Annotated in this window: 24 protein-coding genes and 1 pseudogene; 20 read left to right on the forward strand and 5 right to left on the reverse strand. The window is 69.5% G+C overall.

Annotated elements, in window-relative coordinates:
• Window positions 1-164: 164 nt before the first annotated feature.
• The gene (locus ACFYUV_RS35520) at window positions 165-320 is read right to left on the reverse strand and encodes a hypothetical protein (protein WP_387676646.1); all 156 of its coding nucleotides are present in this window, start codon (window positions 318-320) and stop codon (window positions 165-167) included.
• 29 nt (window positions 321-349) lie between these two features.
• Between ACFYUV_RS35520 and ACFYUV_RS35525 the strand changes: the two genes are divergently transcribed.
• The 14 genes from ACFYUV_RS35525 (at window position 350) to ACFYUV_RS35590 (ending at window position 16745) form a co-directional block, all read left to right on the forward strand.
• Window positions 350-934 (forward strand): RNA polymerase sigma factor, encoded by a 585-nt coding sequence (locus ACFYUV_RS35525; protein ID WP_387652087.1) that lies wholly within the window; start codon window positions 350-352, stop codon window positions 932-934.
• The gene (locus ACFYUV_RS35530) at window positions 934-1989 is read left to right on the forward strand and encodes a CU044_5270 family protein (RefSeq protein WP_247815173.1); all 1056 of its coding nucleotides are present in this window, start codon (window positions 934-936) and stop codon (window positions 1987-1989) included. Before ACFYUV_RS35525 ends, ACFYUV_RS35530 begins: the two co-directional genes overlap by 1 nt.
• A gap of 97 nt (window positions 1990-2086) precedes the next feature.
• Entirely contained in the window at window positions 2087-2968 is an 882-nt protein-coding gene (locus ACFYUV_RS35535; protein ID WP_387676650.1) for a hypothetical protein, read from the forward strand.
• Between the two features lie 470 nt (window positions 2969-3438).
• A complete protein-coding gene (locus tag ACFYUV_RS35540) occupies window positions 3439-6492 on the forward strand; it encodes a S8 family serine peptidase (RefSeq protein WP_387676653.1) in 3054 nt (1017 codons plus the stop codon).
• A 967-nt stretch (window positions 6493-7459) separates the two neighbouring features.
• Window positions 7460-8701, forward strand: a complete 1242-nt coding sequence (locus ACFYUV_RS35545) for a hypothetical protein (RefSeq protein ID WP_387676656.1) — start codon at window positions 7460-7462, stop codon at window positions 8699-8701.
• A 261-nt stretch (window positions 8702-8962) separates the two neighbouring features.
• Entirely contained in the window at window positions 8963-10096 is a 1134-nt protein-coding gene (locus tag ACFYUV_RS35550; protein WP_387676659.1) for a sensor histidine kinase, read from the forward strand.
• Between the two features lie 22 nt (window positions 10097-10118).
• Window positions 10119-10766: a response regulator gene (locus ACFYUV_RS35555; protein ID WP_387676662.1), complete on the forward strand. Its 648-nt coding sequence runs from the start codon at window positions 10119-10121 to the stop codon at window positions 10764-10766.
• A gap of 61 nt (window positions 10767-10827) precedes the next feature.
• The gene (locus ACFYUV_RS35560; RefSeq protein ID WP_242381809.1) at window positions 10828-11556 is read left to right on the forward strand and encodes an ABC transporter ATP-binding protein; all 729 of its coding nucleotides are present in this window, start codon (window positions 10828-10830) and stop codon (window positions 11554-11556) included.
• Window positions 11553-12344: an ABC transporter permease gene (locus tag ACFYUV_RS35565; protein WP_387676665.1), complete on the forward strand. Its 792-nt coding sequence runs from the start codon at window positions 11553-11555 to the stop codon at window positions 12342-12344. Before ACFYUV_RS35560 ends, ACFYUV_RS35565 begins: the two co-directional genes overlap by 4 nt.
• Window position 12345: 1 nt before the next feature.
• Window positions 12346-13071: an ABC transporter permease gene (locus ACFYUV_RS35570; RefSeq protein WP_387676667.1), complete on the forward strand. Its 726-nt coding sequence runs from the start codon at window positions 12346-12348 to the stop codon at window positions 13069-13071.
• A 229-nt stretch (window positions 13072-13300) separates the two neighbouring features.
• Entirely contained in the window at window positions 13301-13435 is a 135-nt protein-coding gene (locus ACFYUV_RS35575) for a hypothetical protein (RefSeq protein WP_387676670.1), read from the forward strand.
• A 643-nt stretch (window positions 13436-14078) separates the two neighbouring features.
• On the forward strand, window positions 14079-15023 hold the full coding sequence (locus tag ACFYUV_RS35580) for a WD40 repeat domain-containing protein (protein ID WP_387677455.1): 945 nt from the start codon (window positions 14079-14081) through the stop codon (window positions 15021-15023).
• 388 nt (window positions 15024-15411) lie between these two features.
• Window positions 15412-15963 (forward strand): RNA polymerase sigma factor, encoded by a 552-nt coding sequence (locus ACFYUV_RS35585; protein ID WP_387676673.1) that lies wholly within the window; start codon window positions 15412-15414, stop codon window positions 15961-15963.
• Entirely contained in the window at window positions 15960-16745 is a 786-nt protein-coding gene (locus tag ACFYUV_RS35590) for a hypothetical protein (protein ID WP_387676676.1), read from the forward strand. The genes ACFYUV_RS35585 and ACFYUV_RS35590 overlap by 4 nt, the downstream gene beginning before the upstream one ends.
• A gap of 107 nt (window positions 16746-16852) precedes the next feature.
• On the opposite strand, the pseudogene ACFYUV_RS35595 reads toward ACFYUV_RS35590, so the two are convergent.
• Window positions 16853-17647: pseudogene (locus tag ACFYUV_RS35595) on the reverse strand (NAD(P)H-binding protein); the annotation flags it as partial.
• 239 nt (window positions 17648-17886) lie between these two features.
• Between ACFYUV_RS35595 and ACFYUV_RS35600 the strand changes: the two are divergent.
• The 3 genes from ACFYUV_RS35600 to ACFYUV_RS35610 all read left to right on the forward strand — a co-directional run bounded on the left by ACFYUV_RS35600 (window position 17887) and on the right by ACFYUV_RS35610 (window position 20414).
• The gene (locus ACFYUV_RS35600; RefSeq protein WP_387677458.1) at window positions 17887-18210 is read left to right on the forward strand and encodes an RICIN domain-containing protein; all 324 of its coding nucleotides are present in this window, start codon (window positions 17887-17889) and stop codon (window positions 18208-18210) included.
• A 108-nt stretch (window positions 18211-18318) separates the two neighbouring features.
• Window positions 18319-19191, forward strand: a complete 873-nt coding sequence (sigJ, locus tag ACFYUV_RS35605) for an RNA polymerase sigma factor SigJ (RefSeq protein WP_387676679.1) — start codon at window positions 18319-18321, stop codon at window positions 19189-19191.
• A 65-nt stretch (window positions 19192-19256) separates the two neighbouring features.
• Window positions 19257-20414, forward strand: coding sequence for an NAD(P)/FAD-dependent oxidoreductase (locus ACFYUV_RS35610; protein WP_387676681.1), 1158 nt, complete (start codon window positions 19257-19259; stop codon window positions 20412-20414).
• Between the two features lie 50 nt (window positions 20415-20464).
• Here ACFYUV_RS35610 and ACFYUV_RS35615 read toward each other — a convergent pair whose 3' ends face one another.
• Window positions 20465-21163 (reverse strand): TetR/AcrR family transcriptional regulator, encoded by a 699-nt coding sequence (locus ACFYUV_RS35615; protein WP_387676684.1) that lies wholly within the window; start codon window positions 21161-21163, stop codon window positions 20465-20467.
• A gap of 59 nt (window positions 21164-21222) precedes the next feature.
• Between ACFYUV_RS35615 and ACFYUV_RS35620 the strand changes: the two genes are divergently transcribed.
• Window positions 21223-22191, forward strand: coding sequence for an NAD(P)-dependent alcohol dehydrogenase (locus ACFYUV_RS35620; protein ID WP_387676687.1), 969 nt, complete (start codon window positions 21223-21225; stop codon window positions 22189-22191).
• Here ACFYUV_RS35620 and ACFYUV_RS35625 read toward each other — a convergent pair.
• Both ACFYUV_RS35625 and ACFYUV_RS35630 read right to left on the reverse strand, forming a co-directional pair.
• Window positions 22184-22669 (reverse strand): NUDIX hydrolase, encoded by a 486-nt coding sequence (locus tag ACFYUV_RS35625; RefSeq protein WP_387676689.1) that lies wholly within the window; start codon window positions 22667-22669, stop codon window positions 22184-22186. The genes ACFYUV_RS35620 and ACFYUV_RS35625 overlap by 8 nt on opposite strands.
• Before the next feature lie 85 nt (window positions 22670-22754).
• The gene (locus ACFYUV_RS35630; protein WP_387676692.1) at window positions 22755-23411 is read right to left on the reverse strand and encodes a TetR/AcrR family transcriptional regulator; all 657 of its coding nucleotides are present in this window, start codon (window positions 23409-23411) and stop codon (window positions 22755-22757) included.
• A 103-nt stretch (window positions 23412-23514) separates the two neighbouring features.
• Between ACFYUV_RS35630 and ACFYUV_RS35635 the strand changes: the two genes are divergently transcribed.
• Window positions 23515-24102 (forward strand): NADPH-dependent FMN reductase, encoded by a 588-nt coding sequence (locus ACFYUV_RS35635; RefSeq protein ID WP_387676695.1) that lies wholly within the window; start codon window positions 23515-23517, stop codon window positions 24100-24102.
• Complete coding sequence (locus tag ACFYUV_RS35640; protein ID WP_387676698.1) at window positions 24099-25220, forward strand: erythromycin esterase family protein; 1122 nt, start codon at window positions 24099-24101, stop codon at window positions 25218-25220. Before ACFYUV_RS35635 ends, ACFYUV_RS35640 begins: the two co-directional genes overlap by 4 nt.
• Window positions 25221-25282: the final 62 nt, after the last annotated feature.

Raw genomic sequence — 25282 nt, forward strand, 5'->3', positions numbered from 1 at the left:
GCGCTACGACAAGCGCGCCTACGTCTTCCTCGGCACCGTCACCCTGGCCGCCCTGGTCATCTGGCTCCGGACCTGATCTAAGAAACAGCTCCTAGTGCTGTGACCGGAAACGATCACCGGGTTGGCGTCGAGAACTGCCCTGCCGGTTGGATGGGCTGATCGGTTCATCGACTGTCGGGAGGCCCACCACGCCGATCCTGGACGGTTTCGGTGTGGGCGGCCTTCAGCGCGTCCTCGGCGTTGAGTGCGCGTTCCCGCTGGGTCGCTTCGATGGCCGCGCCGGAAATTGGCGTGAAGAAAATCTGCCGAGCGGCGAACACTGGGAGACAGTCGCCTTCGGAAGGACGCCATGGCTGCCCCACCTGACGCCAACGATGTGCTGGAAGACGTCACCATGGTCGAGCGGTCGATGGACAATCCCGAGCTTTTCGCCCTCCTGTACGACCGGTACTTCCAGGAGGTCTACCGCTACCTGGCCGCCCGGCTCGGCGGCGAGCAGGCCGAGGACCTGGTCGCGGAGGCCTTCCTGCTCGCGTTCGACGGCAGGTGCGGCTTCGATCCGCAGCGGGGCACCGTGCGGTCGTGGCTATTCGGCATCGCCACGAATGTCGTGGCCCGGCACCGCCGCAGGGAGGGCCGCCGCCTGAACGCGCTCAGCAAGATCGCGGCTGAGGACTCCGGTGACGGGCACGAGGACCGAGTGACCTCGCAGCTCGCGGCGCAGGCCAGCCGACCGGAGCTCGTACGAGGGCTGAAGGGCCTGTCGAAGGGCGATCGCGACGTGGTGTTCCTGCTCGTGTTCGGCGGGCTGGGCTACGAGGAGATCGCCGCCGCCCTGGACGTACCGGTGGGGACCGTCGGGTCCCGGTTCAACAGGGCGCGCAAGAAGCTGCGAAAGGCCCTGGGCGACGTCAACCCGATCGGGGAGTGGTGATGGACGAGTTGAAGCTGATCGAGGCCGTGTTCGCGGAGCCCGAGCCGACGCCGGAGGCGGCAGCGAGGGGGCGTGACCGCTTCCTCCGCCTGACCCGCCAGGCACAGGCGTCACGGTTGGACTGTCCGCGCCGCTGGTGGCCCACCGCGCTGCCGATCCGGCGCGTCGCCCTGGTCGGCGCCATGGCGGTGATGCTCACCGGCGGAATCATCGTCAGCCAGGTGAGTCTGGGCGGCTCCGACTCGCGTACCCCCGGGTACCTGATCGCTGCCCCTCCGGCCGACGCCAAGGCGCTGCTCACCCTGGCCGCGCGGGCCGCTGCCGACCGGCCCGACACGGTGCCGGCCCGCGGCCAGTACGTTCACACCAAGACGCTGGCCCAGCACAGCCTGTACACCAGGGACAAGGCGGGCACCATGCAGTACACCAAGGTGATGGTCAACGAGGAGCGCTGGGAGGCCGCCGACGTGGGTAAGCCCTGGCTGAGCCGCAAGCAGAGCCTGTCAGCCACGGGACCGGCGCCTCGGCGTTTCTGGGACCACGGCGTCGAGGACATCCTCTCCGAGTCGTCGGGCTGCCCTGGCCAACCGGCCTACGCCCGGCTGCGCACCTGGCCGACGGACCCCGCCCAGGTGCGCGCGAAGATCGTGGCCGACACGGGCGAGGAGCCGCTGCGCATCTGGTCCTCCCTCCAGGGCCTGATCCGCGAGTCCGTGGTACGGCCCAGCCTGGGCGCCGCGCTCTACCAGGTGGCCGCCGGGCTGGACGGCATCGTGCTCATCGGTGACGCGGCGGACGTCTCCGGCCGCCCCGGGCTGGCCGTCGCCATGGACGAGGGCAACGGCACCCGGTCCGAGCTGATCTTCGACCGGCAGACCTATCACTACCTGGGCGAGCGCACGGTGGTCACCAAGGGCAAGAGGGTGGAGCTGCCCAAGGGCGAGTACATCGAGAAGAAGGGCACGGTGACCGGCACCGCGGTGCTCGCCGCCGATCTCGCCCCCGGCCTGCCCGAGGTGTCGCCGAAGGCGTCCCGCATGAAGATCCCCTGCTGAGACCTTTCCCCGGCTGATCCGGCCTTTCGGGCCGTGAGTTCTGTTTCGCATGCCCTCAGATCGATCCGGCATGCCCTCAAGGAAAAGGAGAACCTGCATGTTCATCGCCAAGGCCGTCGCGGTCACCCTGCTCGCCGGTTCATTCGGCGGCCTCACCTCGCCGCCGTCGGGGGACGCCACCGCGTACGAGAAGCAGACACAACAGGAGGCCAAGCGCGTCGCCTGCATGATGGAGCGGGGCCTGGACTACGTGGCCTCCCCGGAGCCTCGGTACACGTGGCAGCCCGGGGAGCAGGAGCGGCTCGCGGGTGACCTGAAGGCGCTGCGGGAGTACCGGGCCAAGTACGGCTTCGGCGTCTGGTCCCCGAACGTCTATCCCAAGGACAAGGTCGTCAACCCCGTCCAGCACGAGAACCCGAACAACAAGATGCTGATGTCGCTCTCGGCCGGCCAGCTGAAGAAGTGGCGCGCCGCCGACGACGCCTGCTTCTCCCAGGCGGTCAAGGAGGTGCTGGGCAAGACCGTCACCTCCCAGGAGGACTACTACGACCAGCTCGAAGCGGCGGTGGACAAGTCGCTGAGCGTCCTCGACCAGGACAAGCAGCTCGTCCAGCTGGGCAAGCAGTTCGCCATGTGCCTGGGGGTCGGCGAGACCAGGCCGACCGCGCTGGACGGTCTGAGCCACACGAAGATCGTGCGGCAGGCTTCGGACGTCGCCAAGAAGACGTGGAAGGGCGAACTGCCCAAGGAGACCGAGGGTAAGACCGTCATCTTCCGGCCGAACCTGAAGCCCGCGCAGGCCAGGCCGTACCTGGACAAGGAGATCAAGGCGGCGCTGAGGGACCTGGAGTGCGGAAAGGCCTTCTACCCCGCCTACTTGCCCAAGGCTGTGGAGATCACGTCGCGGGTCTACCAGGAGTTCGGCAGGGAGGGCGCGGCCCAGGCGGCGCCGTCCCGGATCTACGGCAAGCTCGTCTGACGCAGCGCTCCCGGGGTGCCGCTCGTGGCGCGTGAGCGGCACCCCTCGCAACGAGTGACGAACGACGAGCTCGGATCTCACGGGCCGGCCTGGGCGCCCCTTGCCCGCGCCCACCTCCAAGCTCCCCTGCTGACCAGAAGGTAGAGCAGAGCCACTTCCCAGGCCAGCAGCGTCTCTGCCCCATCGGAGGGCTTCCGTGAGCGAGGGCGGTGGTGATGATCGCGGACTCTCCTGATCCGGCCATTGCCCCGACGCCAACCGGGGTGATCGCCTTCCCGGCACATGGTGATCTCGCGCCTCGGCGCCGAGAGCTGATGTCAACTCTCCGCACATCGACAACGAGAGAGCAAATGAAATTAACCCACGCAACCCTCGCCGTGATCGTGGCGGGATCTCTCATCGCAGGCGGTACCACGAGTGCCGCACAGGCAGCCGAGGCGGCATCTCCCGTGACCGGGGTGTCGGGCTCAGTGACGCTGCTGACCGGCGACCGCGTGACTGTCACAGCGAACGGCCACCGGATCGAGCCTGGTCCGGGCAGAAACCAGCGCTTCGACGTCCAGCGCCGTCAGGGTCACCTTCACGTCATTCCAGAGGATGCCAAACGGCTGCTGGCCCAGGGCCTGCTGGACGAGCGCTTGTTCGACGTCACGCAGCTGCTCACCTGGCGGTACGGCGACGCCTACAAGGCGGACATACCGCTGATCGTCCAGTCCGCCGACGGGAAGGCGGCACCGGCGCTCAGCGGAACGCGCAAGGCGAAGGAGTTCGCCGGGCTGGGGCTGGCCGGCACGAGCGTGTCCAAGGCGACGGCGGGCCAGACCTGGCAGAGCCTGGTCGGCGGCGCCCGATCACTGGCCGCCGGCAAGTCGAAGATCTGGCTGGACGGGAAGCGGCCCATCACCCTTGACCAGAGCGTCAAGCAGATCGGGGCTCCGCAGGCGTGGCAACAGGGGCTGACCGGATCCGGTGTCACGGTCGCCGTGCTCGACTCCGGTTACGACGCCACCCACCCCGATCTCAAGGACGTGGTCACGCAGTCGCGGAACTTCTCCGACGAACCAGACATCACCGATAACGTGGGGCATGGCACCCATGTCGCCTCCATCGTGGCGGGCGCCGGAGAGAAGTATCGGGGTGTCGCGCCGGGCGCGAAGATCGCGCTTGGCAAGGTCGGCGGAGAGAACATCAGCGAATCGGCGATGCTGGCAGGCATGGAATGGGCCGCTGTCGAGGTCAAGGCAAAGATCATCAACATGAGCATCGGCGGCCCGGACACACCTGGCATCGACCCGATCGAGCAGGCCGTCAACACCCTGTCAGCGCGTACGGGAGCGCTGTTCGTCATCGCGGCGGGCAACGACGGAGCACCCGGCTCGGTCAGCAGCCCGGGCAGCGCCGACGCGGCGTTGACGGTCGGCGCGGTCGACAAGTCCGACAAGATGGCCGAATTCTCCAGCCGCGGCCCGAGAAATGGCGATCACGCGATCAAGCCCGACGTGACCGCACCCGGCGTCGACATCATGGCGGCGGCCGCGCAGGGCACGGCAGACGGCCCTTACGTCGCCCACAGCGGCACCTCCATGGCGGCGCCGCACGTCGCGGGTGCGGCGGCGATCCTCGCCCAGCAGCACCCGGACTGGAGCGGCGAGCAGCTCAAGGCCGCGCTCATCGGTAGCGCCGCGCCGCAGGCTGGCGCCACGCACTTCGACCAGGGCGCCGGGCGCGTCGACCTGGTTCGCGCGGTCGGTCAGCAGGTGTATGCCAGTCCCGCGAACATCGGCACGGTCCTCCGCTGGGGCAGATCCGGCGAACGGCAGGCGACCCAGGAGATCACGTACACCAACGCCGGCGACTCTGCGGTCACGCTGGACCTCACCGTGGACGGCGACGTGCTGCGCACCTCGGCACAGCGGGTCGAGGTGCCCGCCAAGGGCACGGCATCGGTCACCGTGACGATCGACGGGACCGGCAAGGAGCCCGGCGATCATCCGGGCACCATCACGGCCCGATCGGGTGACCTTCTCGTCCGTACCGTCGCCACCGCGTACGTGGAGCCGGAAGCCTACGACGTGAAGATCAGCGCACTGGGTACCGGCGGCCAGCCCGTCGACGCGGTCGGGGAGTTCTACAACGGCAAGGGCGAGAGTCTCCGGATGGTCCTTCGCGGCGCGCCGGACACCTACCGGCTCCCCGCCGGCGAGTGGAGCCTGTACGTGGACATCTACGAAGGCACGCGCATCACGACCACGCACTTGCCGGTCAAGGTCGGCGGACAGGGCGCGGAGATCGTCCTGGACACGCGCCAGGCCAAACCGATCAGATTCACCCTGGACGAGCCCACGGCCGTCATCAGCGGGTGGACCGAGATGTGGGTGATCAACGGTTCGTGGTACCTCGGCTGGGCCGGAGGCAGGCCCGACCCCAGCGCCGTGTACTTCGTGCTCGGCTCCAAGCAGCCCGGACTGAAATACGTCACCAGAATGCATTTCCACAAGAAGGACGCCTCTCCCACCCCCGTCCGCTACGACCTGGTGGACGAACGCCATGACGGCGTGCCCGAAAACCCCACGTACGCGGCCAGGGTGAAGGACCTCGACAAGGTGACCACCACCTTCCGCGGTGCCGGAACGGCCGCGAAGGGCACCTACTTCGTGGCGAACGCCATCGAAGGCGTTTCTGACGGATTCCTGACCCCCACGAACGATGTGCCTCTGCCGGGCAAGCTCACGGAATACCGGACGCGAGGGCACAAGTGGTCCAGCGCGCTGCGCGTCGGCGAATCCGTGGTCACGGGGGCCACGGGACCCACCGGCGACGGCCGCGATCGGCAGACGTGGGGCGTCGCGGTCAGCGGCCCGTCCTTCTCCGCCTCGGGCGCCTGGCGGGAGGGGAACACCGTGACGTTCGACGGCGCCCGGCTGTTCTCCGAGGGCATGCCCGGCCGGGTCGGCATGGACGGCGCCGCCACCGGCACCATCAGCCTCGCCAAGGGTGATCAGGTCATCTCCACGATCGACTACACCAGGTGCGGGCTGTGGGAGGCCGATTCCTGCCGGCTGAGCACCGGTCTCCCGGCGGAGCCCGCCAGGTACACGCTCAGCGCGACGGCCCGCCGACAGGTGCCGCACTCCACGCTGTCCACAAAAGTGGAATCGACGTGGACGTTCCGCTCGGCGAGCACTGCCAAGCGGGAAGCGCTCGCCCTGGCGGCGGTTCGCTTCGCCCCGGAGGGGCTGGACGAGTACAACCGCGCCAAGCCCGGATCGTCCACCCGGCTGCCGATCTGGATCGAACGCAATCCCGGCGCTCCCGCGGCAGCCGTGAAGTCCATCCACCTGCAGATGTCCGTCGATGACGGAGCGACCTGGCGCGACATCCGGGTCAGAGCCAAGGGCTCGGACTGGACGGCGCAGATGACCAACCCGCGCACGGCGGGCTTCGTGTCCCTGCGCGCCACGTCGACCGACACCGCGGGCAACACCGTCAGCCAGACCATCCACCACGCCTACGCGGTCGGATAACCCTCCCCGCAGGGCGGTAGCGATCTTGGACCGCCTTGATCACGCACGAGTTCTGGCCCCACCTGGGTGAGATCCCGGTTCGAGGGTTCAGTCCGTCTGTGGGTTCGGGGACTGCCGGCCCCGAACCCCTGCAGACCTCGGCGAGAGAAGCCCAGGAATGGACAGCCCGCCAGTCTGAAACTTCGATCTTGCTCAAAGTCACCGATCGAATCACAAGCTGATCTTGCCAGTCGCGCTGGGCGGCGAGCTGAAGATGTGAATCAGGCACTCACGCACCGAACAACGGGTTGACCGCCGTCAGCTGTGGGTGGAGTGCTGGGCCTCGCTCTGAGCGAGCCGGTAGGAGCGAGTGCCGGTGTCGATGATGGCGGCGTCGAAGGTGCGGCGGTCGACGATCGCGGCGCAGAGACGCGGCTCGGTGAAGGTCTTGGTCCAGGCGTCCTTCTCCCGAAGCTGTCCCCAGCCGTCAGGTAGCGCTGATCGGACGGAACGCCTATTCCGTCCGGTTCCGGAATGACTGAGTCGCAGGTCAGCGCATCCGAGACGCTCTGTATGCGGATTCGAGCGCATCCCAGCGCTAACTTCCGGTGTCGAAAACTCGGTCTGTGCTGTCCGGCGCGGACCCCGCGCGACCTGTAACGATCGCCGGGTCGTACTGATTGATCAGCACACGGACGGCAGCGGTTACCTGATCATGGCCTGTCAGTAGGAGCGGACCGGTGAACCGGGTTTGGTGTCACATGCGTTGACCCTGTGCGGGATGATGGTCGCCGGTCGCCCTGTCGTGATCTCTGACGGGAGTCACTGACCAGCCGACCCCCTGGGGAGCGAGGTGCCTGATGGCCCTTCCGGTGGTGACTTATGCGGGGGAGCGGCGCGCGCAGGCGTTGGCGAGAGCAGCCGAGGCGCGGAAGGCGCACGGCGCGGCGTGCGGCCTCAAGTAAGTCATGCGAACTGAGAGGCTTTCGTGGATTTTACGATCTGCCAGTTTCTGGGGCACACATGCGAAGATGGCCGGGACTCGCCTATCTGGCACGCGCAGATGCAGGTGGCGGCATGTGCGCATCTGCTGAATGAGTGGCTGCAGGAGGACACCCCTGACAAGGAAGCGGTCGGCATCCGCCTCCTCGTCGATGTTCGTGAAGTGACGCAGGCCCCCGCCGGGCCGGAGACCGCCTCCCTCGTGAACGCCGGGGTGTTTCCGGCCTTGTCGCCCTATGGGCCGGTGCGCGAGCCGCTCTCCTGCGAGCCGATCCCTCTCCCGGGGGTGGCTACGGCCGTGGAGCGCGCCCTGTTCGGCACGCCGGCGTCACCGCGCGTCGAACTGATGTCCGCCGCTCTTCGGGCATCGATCGAAGACTGGGCCGAGGAGGCGGCGCTGGTGAGGGTCGCCGACCCGGCCGGTGGCGACGTCCGGGGGGAAACGCATGTTGTGCTTCTGTCCTCCTCCGGCCTGATGCGCCTCAGTGTCGTGCGCGTGGACGATCGCGGACTCGACCGTGACCCGGCCTGTTCCTTCGCGGGGCATTGGTGCGACAGCGGAGCCCGGCCGGGGGAGCGGAGTCACGCGCTCACCGAGGCGAGGCTGCGGGCCATCTGCGCGGGAACTGCTCTTCACGCCCCGCTGGACTTCTTCGGCTACGGCCCGTTCAAGATCGAATGGGTGCGGCATGGGCTGCCGTCCTCAGCTGGAGTGGACGCCATCCGGACGTGGTGGAGAAGTAGCGCATGGAGCCGACGGTATCTCGAGGATTACCTGCTCGACGAGCTGCCCGTCCCTGACGATCCGCAGGCGTATTTCGAGGATCCGGACAATTTGACGGAGGAGCGTGATCCGCTCGAACTGGGCGACCCGGACAACGGCCGAGCATGGTGGGGAGCCGAGGTCGGCGCCGGGCTCCAGCCTCTGGACACGACGGAGTTCTTCCGGGAACTGCAGTCCTTCCGTGCCGCCTGCCTGCAGGAAGCAGTTGGCACGGAGGCGGCAGAGCTGGTGCCGTATCTCCTGAACGAGCTTCTCGACCGCCCCATCCGCCGCGTGGGCGGTCCGGAACGCCGTTTACGGGTGTGGGCCGATGCCGACGAGGACGGCCGCTTCTGGCGGGATGCGACAGACGAGGTCTACCGGTACGGCCATGGGCGCAGGCTCTTGATCCTTGGTCCGGAGGAGGCGATGTACATCGTGTTCAAGGATGAGCAGAATCCCTGAGCCTCGGTCGTGGGCCGTTCTCTAAACGGCTGGACTGAAGTTGATGGTGCGACACGGTGATCTGAAGTGCGGGTCATGGGGCAGGTGGTGGCCTGCTGCGGCCCGTGAGCGGCGAGCGGTCGAGGCGCTCTGCTGGGATCTCGGGGATGTCGGCGGATGTGTCGGGCTCGTCTGGGGGCTGGTGGGTGTGGCGCCACTGGTCGAGGAAGTGGTCGGTGACGAGGTGGTCGAGCGTCCTGGCACTGGGGCTAGGCTGAGTGAATGGCCGAGCGTCCGTCGACGTCGCGCAGCAGGTTAGGCTCCGTGGGGTTGGATGCCGGTGCGGCATGCGTATGCGTCCTGGCCTTCTGGCTGCCTCTGGACGGTCGGCCCGGACCGTACATGTCGGGCGGGCTGGTCGTGCTGTTCTTCGGCGGCATGCTACTGCGGTCGCTGTTGCCGCTTGTCGCGGTCGGCGTCGTCACCGTGATGACCATCACCGGGCTGGCTCTGGGGTTGGCCGCCGATCCGTTCGTCGCCGTTGCATGGACGCTTTATCCCGTGGCGGTGACGTGGGGTACTCCGAGGTCGCTGTCCATCGTCAAGGCGGCGGCGGGCCTGGTTGTGATCGCGATCGCCTTGTTCGGCACCGCCGACGGCGCGAGCGGCGTGCTGCGGTTCATCATGCTGAGCCTGCTCGCACTGGCCGGGTCATGGCTGCTGGGCGGCACGACGCGGCGGGCGGTGCTGGAAGCCGAGCACGCGACGCGGGCGGAGTCGCAGGCGGCGGTGGCGGCCGAGCGGCTGCGTGTGGTGCGGGAGTTGCACGACGTCGTCTCCCACTCGCTGGGCACGATCGCGGTGACGGCGGGGGTGGCGGCTCGGGTGGGCGCCGATGACCCCGGCCGGCTGCGGGACAGGCTGGAGCGGATCGAGGTGGTCAGCCGGCAGGCGCTGGATGAGCTGCGTACCACGCTGACATTCGTCCGTGTCGGAGAGGAAGGCGCCGAGCGGCGGCCCCAGCCGGGCGTCGGGGATCTGCTGGACCTGGCCGAGCGTGCGAGAGGCGGGGGTGTCAGGGTGAGCATGACGGTGACGGGTGTCGACACCGTGTCGCCGAGTATCGGCTTGGCCGTGTACCGCGTCGTGCAGGAAGGGCTGACGAACGCCGTTCGGCACGCTTCTGGAGCGCACTGCGCCGTGACGGTGTGCGGTCGGGGCGGCGACGTCCTGGTCACCGTCGCCGACGACGGTGCAGGGCCGCGGACGCCTCACGGCGAGCCAGGGTATGGACTGGTCGGCCTGCGGGAGCGGGTGGAACTGCTCGGCGGCGGCTTCGCCGCCGGGCCGCGCCCCGGCGGCGGGTTCGAGGTGCGCGCGACTATCCCGTTGCCAGAGGCGGTGGCACATGAGTGAGCATGCGGCTGGGCGCATCGGGGTGCTGATCGCCGAGGACGAGGACCTGTTGCGGGCCTCGCTGCATGAGCTCGTGGACAGCGACCCACGGTTGGTCACCACAGGTGAGGCGCGCGACGGACAGGAGGCGGTCGACGCGGCAGAGCGGCTCCTTCCCGACGTGGTCCTCATGGACATCCGCATGCCCGTGATGGACGGCCTCACGGCGACCCGCATCATCTGCGAGCGGCAGCCGACCGCCAAGGTCGTAGTCCTGACGACGTTCGACCTCGACGAGTACGTCTACGAGGCGCTGCGCGCGGGCGCCTCGGGGTTTCTCCTGAAAAACGCCCTCCCAGAGGACATCCTGCGGGCGATCCTCACCCTCCACGACGGCAACGCCATGCTCGCCCCCGAGGTGACCAGGCGCCTGATCGCGGACTATTCCCAGGGCAGGAGCCGGCCGCGGCCGGGCCCGTCCCCGTTCGACGTGTTGACCGAGCGCGAGCGGGACGTCGTGGCGGCCATCGTCCAGGGCATGTCGAACGAGGAGATCGCCGCGGCACTCTTTCTCAGCAGAGCCACGGTAAAGACCTATATGAGCCGGTTGTTTCTCAAGCTCGGCGTACGGGACCGAACCCAGCTCGTCATCCTTGCTTACGAGTCCGGCTACGTGGACGGTCTCGGCTGACGGCCTGGTGTCAACCTTTGGCCGATGCGCCCGGCACGGCGCGCTTGGAACGCTGGAGACCGTGATCGAGATAGTTGGACTCAGCAAACGCCGCGCGGCGAAGCTCGTTGTGGACGACGCCCACTTCACGGCCGCCCCGGGCCGCGTGACCGGGTTCCTCGGCCCGAACGGCGCCGGGAAATCGTCCACGCTGCGCATCCTGCTCGGCCTGGACCGCGCCGACTCCGGGGCCGCGTTGATCGGCGGCAGGCCGTACCGGAAACTCCGCGACCCGCTGCGCACGGTCGGGTCGCTACTCGAGGGGAGCGGCGCCCACCGGTCCAGGACCGCACGGGCTCACCTGTCATGGGTGGCGCGCAGCAACGGCATCCCGAAGTCACGGGTGGGCGAGGTGCTGGAACAGACCGGGCTGGCGGACGTCGCGGGCAAGCGCGTCGGCACGTTCTCGCTCGGCATGGGACAGCGGCTCGGTGTGGCGGCGGCCCTGCTCGGCGAGCCGGAGGTGCTCATTCTCGACGAGCCGGTCAACGGCCTCGACCCGGACGGCATCCGCTGGATCAGGCGGCTGCTGAAGGAGTACGCGAAGGCAGGGCGCACCGTGCTGGTCTCCAGCCATCTGATGAGCGAGATGGCGGAGACCGCCGACGACCTGGTGGTGATCAGCGGGGGCAGGATCGTCACCACAGGCCCGCTCACCGAGGTCACCGCCGGGCACGCCTCACTGGAGGAGGCGTTCTTCGCCCTGACGAATCCCGGCCACCCCTCGCGTGCCGCACGGAGCAGATCGTGACCTTGAGGAACGCCATCGCCGCCGAACTCAGGAAGCTGCTCGCCCTGCCCTCGGCCCTGCTCGCCCTCGCCCTCAGCGCACTGTCCACGCTCGGCTTCGCCGCCATGTCCGCCAACTCCATGCGGAACAAGCTCGACCTCGGCGACCCCACCGCGCTGACTCACACCTCCACGATGGAGGTCGGCTTCAACCTCATCCCGGTGGGTACCATCGGCGCGATCGTGCTCGGCGTCGTCATCGTCAGCAGCGAGTACGCGCCCAACAGCAAGGACGCCGGTGGTGGTCGGCAGATCCTGACCAGCCTCACCTGCACGCCGCGGCGCGGCATGTTGCTCGCGGCCAAGACGATCGTGCTGATCCTCGTCACCGGCGCGCTCTCCGCCGTCACGATCTCCGTCACCATCGCGCTGTCACAGGTCCTGCTCGGCGCGCATGGCAACCCTCCAGGTGAGGTGCTGACAGCCCTCGGCTGGCGGGCAGCAGGGGGCGTCGCATATTGGGTGCTCATCGGGGTGATCGCCTTTGCTGTCACCGTCATGACCCGCAGCGGCATCGTGCCGCTGATCGCGTTCATCGCCAACACCATGCTGGTGTCGGTCACCTTCCTGCTGACCAGACTCACCCCGCTGGCGAACTACCTGCCCGACGTGGCTGGGGCCGCCATGATCGGGGTTTTCATGCCCAGGGAAGGCATGCTCGATCCGTTGCCTGGCGGCCTCGTCATGACCGCCTGGGCCGCTGGGCTGCTCGCCGTCGCCGCTCGCCTGTTCGTCCGGCGGGACGCCTGACATGACCAACGGTTTCCGGAACATCGTGGCGGCGGAGCTCGTCAAGCTCCGCACCCTGCCCGCAACGCTGATCACCACCGTCACGACCGTGACCGGCACGGCCACGCTCGCGATCGTCTTCGCCGCGGGGCGGGATCGGCTCGGCGGCTCCCCCTCGGCGGCCGAGGCCGCGCTTGGCGTCCTCGAGTATGGGCAGGTCGGGTTCATCCTGCTCGGAATCCTGGCTGTCGCCACCGAGTACGGCGGCAGCCAGATCCGCACGAGCCTCGCCGCCGTCCCGGGCCGTACGCTGCTCATGGCGGGGAAGACGATCGCCTACGTGGTGGCCGCGTCGCTGACCGCGCTGCTGACCATCGGCATATCCCTTCTGGCGGCCCGGCTCACGCCGGGCATGAGCTGGGCCGGGGGGCGCCTCGGCGTACTGGCCGGGGCCGGTGCCTACCTTGTGCTGATCGGCCTGCTCGGCTACGCCGTCGCCGCCCTGGTCCGAGACCTCATCGCAGCACTGGTCACCATGCTGGCGCTCGTACTGGTCGTGCCGCCTCTTCTGACGGGCCACACCACCTTGGCGGCCTACCTGCCCAGCCGCGCCGGGATGCGCATGTACGAGATCGGACCGGCGCTACAGGAGGACCTCACACCCGTCCAGGGCGCGGGCATCCTCACCGGGTGGCTGGTACTCGCGCTCGCCACCGCTGTGATCTCCTTCGTCAAGAGGGACACATAGCGGCGACTCGACCTCGTCGCCGATCCCGGTGCCGGCGTGTAGGACGTCGTTGTCGCCCACGACGTCGCCCAGCTCGACCTGGAGGGGAGCACTCCGGCGATCGACGCGCTCTTCCCTGGGCAGCAGGAACACCATGCCGGCCTGACTCGATGGCCCGAGTAGCAGGCGATGACGGACTTCTTCGCCGCGCCCGTGTCCGAGGACCGCGACGAGGACGAGGACGACCTCGATGACCGCTCCGACCACGACTGGGGCCGCCTGCCTCGCAGTCATCGACCACACCACCGGAGCACGGCTGACCGGCGAATGGCTGAAGCCGCCGCACCCCTTCGTGATGGTCCGCATGCCCGAGGCGACCCGCTGACCCCTGAACCGGTCAGCGCCTGGGCTGCGTACGCGGGAAGCGATCATTCCCTTCTCGGGAAGCGATCTTCTCAACCTCTCTTCCGCCCCAGGCCGGCCCTATTCGTGAACACCCCACCCAGGTCAAAGGCCGCTTCCCCGTTGTGGGAGGCGGCCTTTCGCGTTGCTGGGTGACCAGGTACTGATCGTCTCTCCGAGCTCAGCTCCGGAACGTTTGAGCCGCTCGCATGATCTGGCGCATTGGGACCTGCCCCGTTACTCTCGGCCATCTGTGATCGCATGACTCCTCCGGCCGCCCCCGAGGCAAGAGCCGGCCACAAGGAGGGTGAGCGGTGTCTGATCTGGTGCGGATGGGCCTGGAGGATCCACGCGCGTCCGGACTTGGTTCGGGCAGGCAGGGCGCGAGCGGTCCCCTGGCGGACGACCAATCTGTCCCGTTTACTTGGCCTGGCACTGTAGGTCGCCAGGCTGATGGCTACACGATCCCTGTCAGCAGGAGCGTCGGTACGTCGGTCGTATCGAGGCGGTCACCATTCTTTCGAGACCTCCCGTGGATTGTCGCGCTGGCACTTGTGGCAGCGTTGACCGTCGCTGTGTGGCCTTCCTCGCGTCTGCTGGGGCATCATGACGACCCTGTCGTGGCGATGGCGGTTGGGGAGCTGGAAGGCCGGCCGGTCGCCGTAAGCGCTGGTAGTGGCTACGACGACACCACCCTACGGGTCTGGGACCTGACCACAGGAGATCCCGTCGGTGAACCGATCGTCGCTCACCCGGTCGGTGTTGTGACGCTGGCGCTCGGGAAAGTGGCCGGTCGGCCGGTGGCTGTCACAGGCGGCTACGACGACGCTGTTCGGGTTTGGGATCTGACCACACGCGAACTCGTGGGCGAACCGATGAGGCTCAGTAACACTGACCGCGTCGATGCGGTGGCAGTCGGGGAGGTGAACGGTCGAGCCGTCGTGGTCGCTGCGGGAGATTGGGGCGACGCCTCCCAGAAGTTGCCTGTGCGGGTGTGGGACCTGGCCACGCATGAGCCTGTCGGCGAACCGTTGGTCGGACACACCGACCTCGTCCTGACCTTGGCGCTTGGAGAGGTGAACGGTCGAGCAGTTGCCGTCACCGGCAGCGTTGACGGTACGACACGTATATGGGATCTGGCCACCCGCAAGCAGATGGGCGATCCAATAGTCAGCGGTACCGGTGTCGGGGTGGTCGCACTTGGGCGGGTGGACGGCAGGCAGGTCGCCGTCTCCAGCGACGACGACAACTTGCGGGTGTGGGACCTGACCACCCACCAACTCATCGGTGTGCCGATACCGACGGGGCTTACTTACGGGGTCAGGACAGTGGTGGTTGGAGAGGTTGATGGCCGGCCAGTCGTCTTCGCCGGTGGTGGTGACGACGAAGACGGCGGAGGCGCCGTGCGGATCTGGGATCTCAGCACGCACGAACCGCTGGGCGGACGGATGAGATACGCCAACTGGGTTGGGAACGTGGCGATCGGACATGTGGATGGAAGAGTGGTCGTCGTCACCGGAGACGGTGACGGCGACGTCCGAATGCGGGACGTGAGGGGCCACACGCAATAAGTCAGCGACGGCGGACGGTCTCGGTGACGCTGGTGTTGCGGTGGCCGACCAGGCGTGAGACGGCCTCGATGGGCACTCCCGAGTCGGAGAGCGACGAGACGAGGCTGTGCCGCATCTCGCGAGGCGTCCGTTCCTGGGGTTGCGGCCTTGCCGGGCAGAGCACCGGGCCATGCTGTTCGGCAGCGTGCTGTCGAGGTTGACGTGTGACCGGTGACTCCTCGTCCTCCAGCTTTCCCTCTGGGACTACAGGGCTGCTGGATGGCTCGAGCGACGAGTCCTGGTCAGTGGTCGAATGCCCCTTCTGTGCATGTGAGCAGGGCGGGAAACACTGGCGGAGATGCCGGACATCTAGTGAGATGTTCCGCCACTCTTCGACAAGGAGACAGCTGTGCAAGATCCGCGCGTGTCCTGCGGCACGCGAGATCGTTTCGACGCGCTCTACCGCTCCTGCTATCAAGCAGTGCATCGCTATGCGCTCCGTCGTACCGATTCGGTCGACGACGCCGCCGATGTGATCGCGGAGACCTTTCTCGCTGCATGGCGGCGGCTGGACGACATTCCAGACGGGGACGCCGCCCTGCTGTGGCTGTACGGCGCGGCCCGCCGTGTTCTGGCCAATCACCGGCGTGGGGAGTCGCGCCGCAGTGCGCTGGCCGCGCGGCTCCGCGGCGAACTGGCCGTCCGACGGGAAAGCGCGTCCGCCGATCCGCGAGCTGAGGCGATTCGCGCCGCTTTCGCTGCTCTGAATCCCGCCGACCGGGAGGTGCTGGCCCTGGCCTCGTGGGAGGGGCTGACGGGCCCCCAGATCGCCATGGTGCTGGGCTGCAGCAGTACCGCCGCCCGGCTCCGGCTGCACAAGGCACGTAAGCGACTGGCCCGGTTGCTCGGCACGACGGATGAGATCCCTGTGATGACCCCGCTGAGAGGAGAAAATCGATGAACAAGATCGACCGCATGCTGGCCGCCATCGACCCGGCCGCCGATCACGACGACGCAGTCCTGAGCCAGGGTGTGCACGAGCTTCTGGAGGAGATCGTCGCGACGCCGCCCGCGCGCCGCCGCGCGTCCTGGCTGCCCGGCAGGCGCGCTGCCGAGCCGGAGCGCGCCTACCCGTCCCCGGCGATCAGCGCGGCGGCCGCGCGGCACGGTCCTTCCCCGTTGCGCCGACGCCTGCTGGCAGGAGCGACGGCCGCGGGCATCGCCGCCGCCGCGCTGATCGCGGTGCCGGTGGTGTCCGGATCACAGAGCGTGGCGTACGCCGTGGTGACGAGGTCCGACGGCACCGTCCAGGTGACGGTCAGAGAGTTCCGGGACCCGGAAGGGCTGGAGGCCAAGCTCAGGGATGAGGGAATCGTGGCCGATGTGACGTTCACGGAAGCGAACAAGCAGTGCGCCCCTGGCCGCTTCGCCGGCGCGGACCTGGCCTACGATTCGCCGAACCCCAAGAACATGACCGACCAGGAGCGCAAGGAGTTCGACAAGCCGGAGAACTGGCGCTCCCGGGACGCCACCAGGCCGATCGGCCAGGACACCTTCGTGATCTCCCCGAGTTACATCCGCCAGGGCGAGACGCTGGTGCTGGAGTTCCGGCCGGGCAACTACCCGGGAACGGCCTGGTCTCTCGGCACTTGGCTGGCCAAGGCCGGCAGCGCGATCGCACCTTGCACCCTCGTAGCCGCGGAATCCGATGAGGCTCTGGTGAAGGAGATGGCCGGCCGTTGATCACGAGCCGGTTGGGGTGCCCTGCGTACTCCAACCGGCAAGTGGGACGAAATCACCACGGCGGACAAGCCCACAGCCGTGTCCTCGGAGCTCACAGGTTCAGGCCGTCAGCGGAAGGCTGCGGCGTTGCGGTTGGCCCAGTCGGCGAAGGTGGCGGGGGCGCGGCCGAGGATCTTCTGGACATCCGGGCTGACGGTCTGCTCGCGCAGGGTCGGGGTGCCGAGAATGTCGAGGGTGGTGTCGGCCACCGGGGCGGGCATGAAGGTCAGCATCTGGGCGAGGGCCTCTTCCCGGGTCTGGTCGATGAAGGCGACGGGCTCGCCGATGGCGTCCCCGATGGCGGCCGCGCGCTGGCGTGGGGTGGTTGGCGTGGGGCCGGTCAGTTCGTAGATCGCCTTCGTGTGGCCCGGCTGGGTCAGGGCGGCGGCGGCCACGGCGGCGATGTCGTCGGGGTCGATGACCGGGAGGCCGACCTCGCCGAAGGGCGCGGCGATCGTGCGGCTCGCCTTGACGGACGAGGCCCAGGCGTAGGCGTTGGAGGCGAAGCCGCCGGGGCGCAGGATGGTCCAGTCGGTGCCGGACTCCATGACGACCTGTTCGAAGGCGGCGAAGGCCCGCCCGTGTGACAAGGAGTCCGGGCGGGTGGCCACGCCCTGGGAAGAGAGCAGGACGATCTTTCCGGCGTCCGCGAACTGGGCGACGACCCGAGCGGGGTCGCCGGCCATCATCAGGTCCCCGCCGACGAGGAGGAAGACCGCATCCGCCGCGGAAGGCATGCCGGCGGACGACTGGGAGAGGTCGGCGGCGACTGTGCGGACGCCGGGCGGCACGTCGCCGTTGGTGATGCGGCGGGAGACGGCGGTCACCTCATGGCCCTGCTCCGCGAGGACACGGACCAGCGTGCGGCCGACCGCCCGCTCCCGCCGACGCGGACAGCAGTCGCGACCGAGGCCCCGACACCTGGATCACCAACCCGATCACCGGCGGACAGCTCTTCGCCGACATCCCCAACACCTGCCGCTACAACTTCGAGAACCCTGACTGTGTCCTCGGCGCACGCATCCGGCTGGGCGCCCGGGTCGGCGGAAACTACCACTCCTTCTTCTTCGAGAGCCCGCCCGGCGGCGGCAGCGGCGACCTGATCAAATGGACCAACCTGAACGGCACGAAATGCCTCGACGTCGCGAACGACGGCAGGGGCAACGGCACACCCGTGGTCCTGTGGGGCTGCCACGGAGGCCCCAACCAGCAGTGGGTGACGCAGGCGTTCTACAAGGGCCCGCACAAGGGCTTCAAGATTCTGGTGAACGTCAGCAGCGGCAAGTGCCTCGACGTCGAGAACGGGGCCTACCCCGACTGGCCGCGCCCCGACGCCCCGCTCCAGATATGGGACTGCTTCCATCCCACCGACCTGCGAAAGGCGGCCAACCGCGTCAACCAGGTCTGGGAGTACCGGCGGAGGTGACACCAAGCCGCGGCCGGCCCCGCCGCCTGCCCCTGGTCACGGCCCGGGTCACGGCAGGACCCTAGAATCGGCGGTCGAACACTGATCCGGAAGGGCTGGGGGCGGAGGGTGGAGCCGAGCGGTGCACCGGCCGAGGCCGACTGGCGGTCGCATCGCTCCGCCGTGTTCGGGGCGGCCTACCGGATCCTCGGCAGCGTGGCCGAGGCCGAGGACGTGACGCAGGAGGTCTGGTTGCGTGCCGCCGCGGCCGACCTGTCCGGCGTGCGTGACCTGCGGGCCTGGCTGGTGACCGTGGCCGCCCGCGCGTCCTACAGCGTGCTCGGGTCGGCGCGGGTCCGGCGGGAGTCCTACGTCGGTCCCTGGCTCCCCGAACCGCTGCTGACCGTGCCCGACGCCGCCGCTCAGGTGCTCGTGGACGAGTCGGTGAGCACCGCGATGCTGGTGGTCATGGAGACGCTCACCCCGGCCGAGCGCGTCGCGCTGGTGCTGCACGACGTCTTCGACTTCCCGTTCGCCCGGATCGCCGAGGTGCTCGGCGGCACGCCCGCCGCCGGCCGCAAGCTCGCCTCCCGGGCGCGGGCGCGGGTCGCCGCGGTCAAGGAGCGGCCCAGGGCGTCAAGGGCCGAGACCGAACGCCTGCTCAGGGCGTTCAAGGCGGCCGCCGACGCGGGGAACATCGCTGAGCTGGTCGAGCTGCTGCACCCCGAGGCCGTCTACGTCGCCGACGGCGGCGGCAAGGTGACCGCCGCGCGCAGGCCGGTCCACGGCGCCGGGACGATCGCCCTGCTGGCGGTCCGGCAGATCCAGATCAGGCGTCCCGACGCGTTCGAGATCGTCGAGGTCAACGGGCAGCCGGCCCTGGCGACCTACCGCGGCGGCGAACTGGTCTGGCTCGACACCGTGGAGATCGCCGACGGACGGATCACGACGTTGCGCAGACTGGCCAATCCCGAGAAGCTTGCCCACATCGGTCACATCTGAGCCCGCTGTCTTGTCTCCCTGCCGCCCCCGGATCACCAGGGGCGAGGCTGAGAGAGGACGACACAATGGCACACGTTGTGATCATCGGTGGTGGTTTCGCGGGCGTGTGGAGCGCGGCGGGCGCGGCCCTGGCACGTGAGCGGGCGGGCGGCGCCACGGACCTGCGCATCACGCTCATCGCCCCGAACGGGCACCTGGTGCTGCGGCCACGCCTGTACGAGCCGGAGCCGGACCTGGCCAAGGTGGAGCTGCGCAGGATCCTCGGGCCCATCGGCGTCAGGCACCTGCGCGCCTCGGTGAGCACGATCGACACCGGCCGCCGCACGGTGGTGGCCGACGGCATGGAGATCGGCTACGACCGCCTGGTGCTGGCGGCCGGCAGCCGGCTGGTACGGCCCCGCGACCTGCCCGGCGCGGAACGGCTCTTCGACATCGACAGCCTCGACGGGGCCCGGCGGCTCACCGGCTTCCTGCGTGACCGGGAGGACTTCACGGCCGTGGTCGTCGGCGCCGGGTTCACCGGTCTGGAGGCCGCGACCGCGCTGGCCGTCCGGGGCCGGGTGCTGCTGGTGGACCGGTCGCCGGTGGTCGCGCACCAGCTCGGCCCCGGCCCGCGTCCGGAGATCGAGGCGGCACTGGACGAGCTGGGCGTCGAACGCCGTCTCGGGACGACGGTGACCGAGGTCGGCGCAAGGTACGCCGTCCTGTCCGACGGCACCGAGGTCGAGGCGGACGCGGTGGTCTGGTCGGTCGGCATGCGGGCCAGCGAGCTCACCCGGCAGATCTCCGGCGAGCTCGACCACCTCGGCCGGATCCCGGTGGACCGGTGGCTGCGCGCGCTCCCCGAGGTGTTCGCCGCCGGGGACACCGCGGCGGCGGCCTTCGACGCCGAGCACCCGGTCATGCAGGCGTGCCAGCACGCCACCCCGCTCGGCAAGGTCGCCGGGTACAACGCGGCGGCCGACCTGCTCGGCGTGCCGCCGCGCGACTTCACCCCCGGCCCGTACGTCACCTGCCTGGACCTGGGCGACGCCGGCGGGATCTTCACCCGCGGCTGGGACCGCAGGGTGATGGCCTCGGGCGCCGCCGGCAAGGACATCAAGGTACGGATCAACCAGGCGATCCACCCGCCGGTCGACGACGCGGAGAAGATCCTCGCCGCCGCCGACCGCGTGCGCATCGAGCTGCCCTTCTTCCCGCGCGACGAGGAGACCGCCGGCTGACCCCTGCCCTCCACCACGAGTGGCCGGGGTCGTCCTGCCGGGCGTCGGCGTCAACGGCCGCTGCGCACGTTCGCCGGCCTCGCCGCCGAGTGGGCCGTACTGGACGGCGTCGGTGCCATGTGGCTGAGCGTGAGGGGCGGCGGGGGCGGCAGGGGCTCGGCGTGGTCGGCGCGGAAGGACTGCAGCAGATACGCCACCAGCCGCCGCGACGCCGCCGCCGCCCCCTCCCCGGCGCCGGCGACGATGCCGCAGTTGGCCCTCAACAGCAGCGCCAGGTCCGCGGAGGCGAAATCGGCCCGCAGCCGCCCGGCGGCCTTGGCCCGCCGTACCACCTCCGCGAAGCCCCGCTCGGCCCGCTCCCGTGTGCGCTCGTAGTCGACCGCGTCGGGGAACGCGGTGAGGAAGGCGTCGGTGAACCCGCGGTCGGCGACCTGCATCGCGCACACCTTCTCGATCGCCCCGCAGAACCCGTGCCAGGGATCCGGGTCGGCCAGCGCCTCGTCCACGACCGACGCGCACGCCGCCAGCTCGTCCGCGAACACCTCGGTGATCAGGGACTCGCGTGACGGGAAACGCCGGTAGAGGGTGGCCACGCCGACCCCGGCGCGCCGCGCGATCGCCACCATCGGCGCGTCCAGACCGCGTCTGGCGAACGTCTCCCGCGCGGCCTCCAGGATGCGCGCCCGATTGTGCCGCGCGTCGGCCCGCATTTCCCTGGCGGGCGCCAACTGAGAGCGAGGAATGGGCATCTTTCTCACATTAGCCTAAATGGAGAGCCCCGTCCGTTTAGCGGGCTAGCGTCGTCCACATGGAGACGAACGAGATGCGCGCGGCCCTGTTCGACCGGTACGGACCGCCGGAGGTCCTGTACGTGGGCACGGTGCCGAAGCCGGTCCCCGCCCCCGGACAGGTGCTGGTGCGGGTGCACGCCGTCAGCGTGAACGGCGGCGAGGTGCACGGCCGGACGGGGCGGCTGCGCCTGGTGACCGGGCTGATGCAGCGGGGCTTCCCGAAACGGGTCGGGATCGACCTCACCGGCGAGATCGTCGCCCTGGGGGCCGGGGTGACCGGCCCCCAGGTCGGCGACCGGGTGTGGGGCACGCTGGGCCGCACGTTCGGAAGCGCCGCCGAGTACGTGGCGATCCACCCCCGCCGCCTGTCCAAGGCTCCGGCGTCCGTCGATCTGGTGGCGGCCGCGGCGCTTCCGGCGGGCACGACGGCCATCACGGCGCTGCGCGACCAGGCCGGGCTCAGGCCGGGCGACCGGCTGCTCGTCCGCGGCGGCAGCGGTGGGGTGGGCGCTGTCGCGGTGCAGCTCGGCAGGGTGCTCGGCGCCCACGTCACCGCCCTCGCCGGGGCAGGCAACCTCGACCTCGTCCGCGAGCTCGGCGCGCACGAGGCGTACGACTACGCCACCGTCGCCCCGGCGGAGCTGGGCAGGTTCGACGTGATCCTGGACACTGCCGGCACCGAGCACGCCGCCTTCCGCCGCCTGCTGACAGCGTCCGGCCGCATGGTGGCGATCGCCTTCGATCCGCGCAGGATCGCGGCGTCCGTGGCGTACATCGCCGCCTCGGCCGTCCACGGCCGGCGGCGCGTGCGCTTCTTCAGCGGCAACCCCACCACCCGGCTCCTCACCGACCTCGCCCGGTACGTGGACGGCAGCGCCATCCGCCCGGTCGTGGACACGGTCTTCCCGCTCGACGACATCGCCGCGGCGCACCGGACGTTGGAGGCGGGCGGCGTACGCGGCAAGGTCGTCGTGCGCATCACCTGAGAGCCGTACCGGCTCCTGCCTCCTCCAGAGCGCGGAAGGAGATCCGGGTCGCGGCCAGGTCGGGATCGCGGACGTGCTTCTTCGCCTCGGACTCCGGAACCACCCGCCGGTGCCGCACCTCGAACTCCGGCGCCCACTCCTTGAGCCGGACCTCCGCACGCCAGTAGGAGCGGACGAGGACCAGGCCGAGCTCGCGCCCGCGCACGCATTCGCTGCGGGCATACCCGAGCAGCCGACTGCCGATGACCGTGACGCACGCTTCTTCGAGCATCTCCCGGCGCAGGGTCTCCTCGATGGTCTCCGTTCCTTCGGGCCGCCCGGCGGGGAAACCCCAGTGCTCACCGTCATGGCTGATGAGGACCAGCTCATCGGCGGCCGTCACGCAGATGCCGGCGGCTCCGTGAGACCTGCCTTCCGGCGGGTCGTCGGCCGGGTGCCAGGACACCTGCCAGTCCTGGCCGTTCGAACGCACGGGCATCCGCTCCCCGTCACGAGCAGGGACGAAAGCTGCCATACGACTCTCTTCGAACACGCGCTTCCAGACATTGAAGACGGCATTCGGGCTACTCGGAAGCCCCCTTCTCAGCGGCCCGCCCGACCGCATGGCCGTAGAGGAAGGTGGAAACCCCTGCGGTGACCATCTTCCGGAGCGCGTCCTCGTCGTGCAGGTCCGCCCGGTCGGTGAGGTTGTCGGCGGAGATGAGCAGCATCAGGTGCCCGGCCGCGCGAGCGGGGTCGTCGATCGCGAGGGCGCCGCGCTCGGCGATCCGGCGCAGGCGTTCGGCCAGTTCGCGCCGGGTACGACCGGGGCCGGTCTCCTGCCAGAGCTTGAGCGCGGCCGGCGGGATGTGCTCGATCTCGGCGTTGACCTGGCGGATGAGCGCGAAGTGCGGGGCGAGGTCGGAGGTCAGCACGCCGAGCCAGGCCAGCCCGAAGTCGATCAGGTCGCGTTCGAGATCGATCACCTTGGTCAGGTGGCGGTCGATGATGTCGACCATGGTGTCCGCGACCCGTTGCGTGCTCTCCTGCATCACTGCCTGGAACAACTCGGCCTTGTCGGTGAAGTGGTTGTAGATGGTGCGGTTGGACACCCCCGCCTCGGCGGCGATCGCGTCGAGCCCGGCGCGCATGTAGCCGTCGCGGGCGAACAGGGTCAGCGCCCCGGTCATGATCGCCCGGCGTTTGTCCGGCTGGCCGACCGGCTTCCTTCTCTCGCTCACGCTCCCCGAGCCTAGCCGATTACACCGACACTTGCATTCACTACATCGAGCGGCGTAGCTTCTACACCGATCGGTGCAACGCCCTTCAGTTGAGGAGATGTCCATGACCAAGATCGGCATCGTGGTCGGCAGCACGCGCCCCGGCCGCCGTGGCCGCGTCGTCGCCGAGTGGGTGGCCGAAGTCGCCGCGCGGGAGCAGCCGACGACCGGCTTCGAGATCATCGACCTCGCCGACTTCGGCCTGCCGCTGCTGGACGAGCCGCATCCGCCGGCGTCCGGCCGGTACGGCAACGCGCACACCGTCCGCTGGGCGGAGGCGATCGCCGGCTACGACGGGTTCGTGTTCGTCACGCCGGAGTACAACCACTCCATCCCCGGCGCCCTGAAGAACGCCCTGGACTTCGTCTACGCCGAATGGCACGACAAAGCCGCCGGCTTCGTCGGCTACGGCCTGCACGGCGCGACCCGCGCGGTCGAACACCTCCGGCTGATCCTGGCCGAGCTGAAGGTCGCCACCGTACGCAGCCAGGTGGCGCTGTCCCTGCACCACGACTTCACCTTCTCCGCCCCCACCGACCCGGGCGACCTCACTCCCGCCCCGCACCAGCACGCCGCCCTCACCGCCCTGCTGAACGACGTCGTCGCCTGGTCACTGGCGCTCGAACCGATCCGCCAAGGAGTTCCGGCATGACCTCCGTGATGACCGAGACCGCTCTCGACGACCTGGCCGACGCGATCGCCACCGGCGCGACCGTCGCCGGGCTCGGCGAGTCCACCAGATTCGCCCACGAGACCTTCGAGGTGCGCGACCGGCTCTTCCGCCGCCTCGTCCGAAAGCACGGCTTCCGAGCGCTGGCCGTACAGGACGACGCCTCCGTCGGGGCGGCCCTCGACGCGTACGTCACCGGCGGCGCGGGCACCGCGTCGTCCGCCCTGGCCGGCGCCTGGCGGCCCTGGCGCACCGCCGAGACGGCCGCGGCGCTGGAGTGGATCCGCGCCTTCAACGAGGACCATCCGGACGACCAGGTCCGGATCTTCGGCGTCAAACCCGCCCAGGCGCAGTCCGCCGACTACGACGCCGTCATGGAGCACGTCCGCCGTGCCGCCCCGCACCGGCTGGCCGAGCTGGCCGCCCACCTGGAGCCGATCCGTACCGCACATGAGGTCGACGAGCACGTGCAGCGGGCCAGAGGCCTGCACCCGGGCCGTCCCTTCGCCGAACACGCCCGCGACGCCCTCGCGATCGTGGAGCAGCTGCGCGGCGACCCCGTCCTGGAGCGGATGCGCCTCATCGCAGACTTCCACCGGCGCAGCGTCGCCGGACGCGACGACTATGCCGGCGACGCCCGGACCTGGGCGGGCACGATCGTCGGCCACCAGCACCGGACCGGCAGCCGCGTGGCCTACTGGGACGGCATCGCGCACACGGCCGCGGCTCCGGTGACCCTGGGCCTGGCGCCTCGACGCGGCCCTCAGCCCACGGTCGGCAGTGTGCTGCGCGACCACTACGGCGCCGGCTACGTCTCCGCGGCGATCGGCTTCCACCACGGCGACCTCGGCGCCGTCACCGTCCCGGAACCGCCCTCCGACTGGCTCGACGCCCGCCTCGGCGTCACCGGTCAGGCCGCCCACTGGCTCGACCTGCGTGCCGGCGGGATGGACGGCCCCATGAAAGTCCGCGTCATCAGCGGCGTCTACGCCCCCTCCAGGGACGCGGCCGAACACCTCGCCGTCGCTTCCCTGCCCGACGCGTTCGACGTGCTGGTCCACCTGCGCCAGGTGTCCCCCGTGCGCTGGTTGACGGCGTAGAGGCAGGCCGGCGGCTCACCACTCACACAGGGGTGACGCACACCACATGGGCACAGCGTCAC

Source organism: Nonomuraea sp. NPDC003560, from assembly GCF_042878785.1.
Classification (GTDB): Bacteria; Actinomycetota; Actinomycetes; order Streptosporangiales; family Streptosporangiaceae; genus Nonomuraea.

Excerpts from the sequence above, each read along its gene's own strand:
- ACFYUV_RS35580 (WP_387677455.1), top strand. The coding sequence starts at position 14,079 with ATGGCGGTTGGGGAGCTGGAAGGCCGGCCGGTCGCCGTAAGCGCTGGT.
- ACFYUV_RS35570 (WP_387676667.1), top strand. The coding sequence starts at position 12,346 with ATGACCAACGGTTTCCGGAACATCGTGGCGGCGGAGCTCGTCAAGCTC.
- ACFYUV_RS35610 (WP_387676681.1), top strand. The coding sequence starts at position 19,257 with ATGGCACACGTTGTGATCATCGGTGGTGGTTTCGCGGGCGTGTGGAGC.
- ACFYUV_RS35550 (WP_387676659.1), top strand. The coding sequence starts at position 8,963 with ATGGCCGAGCGTCCGTCGACGTCGCGCAGCAGGTTAGGCTCCGTGGGG.
- ACFYUV_RS35635 (WP_387676695.1), top strand. The coding sequence starts at position 23,515 with ATGACCAAGATCGGCATCGTGGTCGGCAGCACGCGCCCCGGCCGCCGT.
- ACFYUV_RS35525 (WP_387652087.1), top strand. The coding sequence starts at position 350 with ATGGCTGCCCCACCTGACGCCAACGATGTGCTGGAAGACGTCACCATG.
- ACFYUV_RS35575 (WP_387676670.1), top strand. The coding sequence starts at position 13,301 with ATGACCGCTCCGACCACGACTGGGGCCGCCTGCCTCGCAGTCATCGAC.
- ACFYUV_RS35620 (WP_387676687.1), top strand. The coding sequence starts at position 21,223 with ATGGAGACGAACGAGATGCGCGCGGCCCTGTTCGACCGGTACGGACCG.
- ACFYUV_RS35530 (WP_247815173.1), top strand. The coding sequence starts at position 934 with ATGGACGAGTTGAAGCTGATCGAGGCCGTGTTCGCGGAGCCCGAGCCG.
- ACFYUV_RS35590 (WP_387676676.1), top strand. The coding sequence starts at position 15,960 with ATGAACAAGATCGACCGCATGCTGGCCGCCATCGACCCGGCCGCCGAT.
- ACFYUV_RS35640 (WP_387676698.1), top strand. The coding sequence starts at position 24,099 with ATGACCTCCGTGATGACCGAGACCGCTCTCGACGACCTGGCCGACGCG.
- ACFYUV_RS35625 (WP_387676689.1), bottom strand. The coding sequence starts at position 22,669 with ATGCCCGTGCGTTCGAACGGCCAGGACTGGCAGGTGTCCTGGCACCCG.
- ACFYUV_RS35535 (WP_387676650.1), top strand. The coding sequence starts at position 2,087 with ATGTTCATCGCCAAGGCCGTCGCGGTCACCCTGCTCGCCGGTTCATTC.
- ACFYUV_RS35615 (WP_387676684.1), bottom strand. The coding sequence starts at position 21,163 with ATGCCCATTCCTCGCTCTCAGTTGGCGCCCGCCAGGGAAATGCGGGCC.